A 2,755-nucleotide genomic window follows, 5' to 3' on the forward strand; every position below is an offset into this window, starting at 1 on the left:
TAGGTCTACGATTGGGCGAATATGAATGGACTGAGAAATTTATTTATGAGTACGAACGCTTCATTCCAGAAGAGTACAGGAAAGGAATCTTCCATTATAATTTAGCCCACTTGTATTTCTACCAAATGAGATATGGAGAAGCTCTTCTCTTGTTACAAGGCGCGGATTTTCTGGTACTTTTCTATCAATTAGGATACAAATGCTTCAACTCAAATTTATATGAGCAAGTCGAAGTTGAATCATTCTTAAACCCTGGCTAAACCTTTCAGACACTTAGGAGACAAAGTGGGATACCGAAGCCCGGAAGGAGCCTATTTTAATTTTGTAACATTTCAAGAAAGTTTTCAGAGTAAAAAATTGTGAAAAACCAATGCTGAAGAAATACTTCTAGAGTTCAAGAAATCCAACCATCATTTGAGAAAGGGTGGCTGGCCAGAAAGTGAATTTAGCTACGCCTGATCTTCCCTTTTACACCTTCCGCCAAAAGAAGGGAGCCCTCAATAAAGAGGGTCTCCCTACCTCAAGAATATAGGTTTATATATTTTGACGGTTTCTTCAGTCTTTACATCACCTCTGAAACGTAAATCTTTCGTATTTGTTATGCATTATAATGATTTCGGTCATCGATGATAGTGTTTAATATTGTTGTTTTTTGTCTCGAAATTTTACCAGTAGTAACGGGGATCATCAGGGAGGTCAAAATAAAGTAATCCTTAGAATAAAAAAGCTCTTTTTTTGCTCCAGTGAACACGAGCATCCAGTCCGTAGATTTCTATTCTACAAATTTTTCGGAAGCTTCTTTGAGTTCCAATTTTTAGTTTTTCTGCCCCGGGATTGGGAAATACATTGATCCAATTCGTCCAGGGGATGCATTTGCCTTGTCCTGCAGGTATTTCTACGTGAGGGGTTTTGGTTGCAACTGAGGAGAATGAATTGATCTGATTCAGAGGTAATAGAGTTCATCAGTTTTTATGATAGTAGCTCCTGTGATGCTAATGGAAAAGAATGCTTGTTCGGAAATTCGCTGTAGTTACCGATGTCATCAACCACAACAATAAGTTTCCCTTTGAGGAACGTTCCTGCTATTTGTTGCGGGAATCCTCTTTTTCTAAAAAGGCCGACATCAACCTGTCTTTGGCCTTCATTATGGACTACGAAAGAATCGGTCTCTGCCGCATCCCAGAACCAGGTATTTTCAAAGTCTAAAATTAAGGGCTTGCTGAGCGGCATATCATACTCCAAACGCACTGCATACAGCACATCTTCAATTAAGTAGGGGGGATATTGTCCAAATCGACTGTAAATTCGTTGTATCACTAATCATTACCTCAGATGCCATGTTGAGGAATATATCCGCCTGTCCCTGGGCTGTTTGTTCCGGGAATATTTGCTTGCTGTAGTTTTTTGCGGATTACTTCAGAGTCTTCTTCAATTCTATCTGACCATTTCCATCTCCATCAGCATGCATATAATTTACTGATTGCCAGCGGATTTAATCCGGGAAATGTCCGTCCAGGAGTAGCACTTTGAGCTTCCCACTCCGTCGAAGGCAGGGCTTGCGGGGCCTGTTTCTGTATCTATTAATCCGGTCATAGATAATCCGTCATATTTACTTCGCCATCTGCATTGGCATTCCTGGCCATACGCACCTTGATTAAGGTTTACATAAAACCATTCACTGTTTCCTTTCCCACAGCCATATTCTACCCGCAATCTGTACCAACCCTCAACATCGATCATCAGAGATTCTCCAACACCGATGAGGTTATAATAGCGATCGTACCAGAAATAGCTGTATAGAGGCGACTGCAAAGGAGCATTCATGACTACGAAAGGCCCGCAATGTACAGTATCATATCAGGGAGATAGGGATCGGGCTGCAGTTCGGCCACAATCGAATAGCTATCCGTCATTCGTACCGTCTGCTTCCAGCAGAATTTCTACAGTATTTCCATCTTCAGGCAATTCGATTTCAGGTGTTTTCTAAATCGGATTCCAGATCTCATTAACATACCTCGATAAGCCTGTGCTTGGGTGGATAAGTTGGGAATGTTTATGTTCCATCCTGGCAGAGATAAAGGTTCTCGAGGCTGAAATAGGCAATAGCATCACAATTGCTATGCAATAAAATTGAATAGATTAAGCCTCCTCCGCTTTTGCACAAATGGATAATGCCGGTACAGGATCCAGGGACGAAACAAGCGGTCCCTGATGGCCTGAGGGTTGGAGTTTTGCTGTTAGATATGAGTAGGCTAAGGCACCCGTTACAACAGGAGCAGCCATCGAGGTCACTATATAACCATAAGAATCATTGGGCAAGTAGATAGATGCCCAGACCGGGTGCGAATAAATCCACTGAGTTTGCCCCTACATTTGAGAGTTGGCGGGTTCATCATGATGATCACTGGCTGCTACCGAGATAACATTATCGTGTGGATAGGAAGCTGGATAAGAGGAGCTACATCAATTTGTTCCAAAAATTTATTGCAGCTGCTGCGACGAGAGGTATGTCCGGCCTGTCGGCTCGGTAATCTTGGCATCTAATAACTGACTGGCTAATCCGCCTCCCCAGCTATTGTTGCTAAGCTGTGCGCCATATTGAAGGCATAATCGAGGCAGCGATTGCATCAGAAGCATATCCGCCTCCGGTTTCATTCAGGATTTTCAGGCCCATAAGCTTCGCATTCCAGGCGACACCGCTGACGCCAATGCCATTATCTCCACGTGCTGCGATCAATCCCGCCACATGGGTTCC

At 42.9% G+C, this 2,755-nt stretch carries 3 protein-coding genes; 1 reads left to right on the forward strand and 2 read right to left on the reverse strand.

The features are described 5' to 3' along the window. A partial coding sequence (locus D5R40_RS38540; RefSeq protein WP_205127802.1) for a hypothetical protein occupies positions 1-260 on the forward strand: 260 nt, incomplete at its 5' end. Between the two features lie 709 nt (positions 261-969). On the opposite strand, the gene D5R40_RS31840 is transcribed toward D5R40_RS38540, so the two are convergent. Then, positions 970-1,317, reverse strand: coding sequence for a hypothetical protein (locus D5R40_RS31840; RefSeq protein WP_124155799.1), 348 nt, complete (start codon positions 1,315-1,317; stop codon positions 970-972). Between the two features lie 1,264 nt (positions 1,318-2,581). Further along, complete coding sequence (locus tag D5R40_RS43245; protein WP_375339443.1) at positions 2,582-2,746, reverse strand: S8 family serine peptidase; 165 nt, start codon at positions 2,744-2,746, stop codon at positions 2,582-2,584. Positions 2,747-2,755 lie beyond the last annotated feature (9 nt).

This window comes from Okeania hirsuta (genome assembly GCF_003838195.1).
Classification (GTDB): Bacteria; Cyanobacteriota; Cyanobacteriia; order Cyanobacteriales; family Microcoleaceae; genus Okeania; species Okeania hirsuta.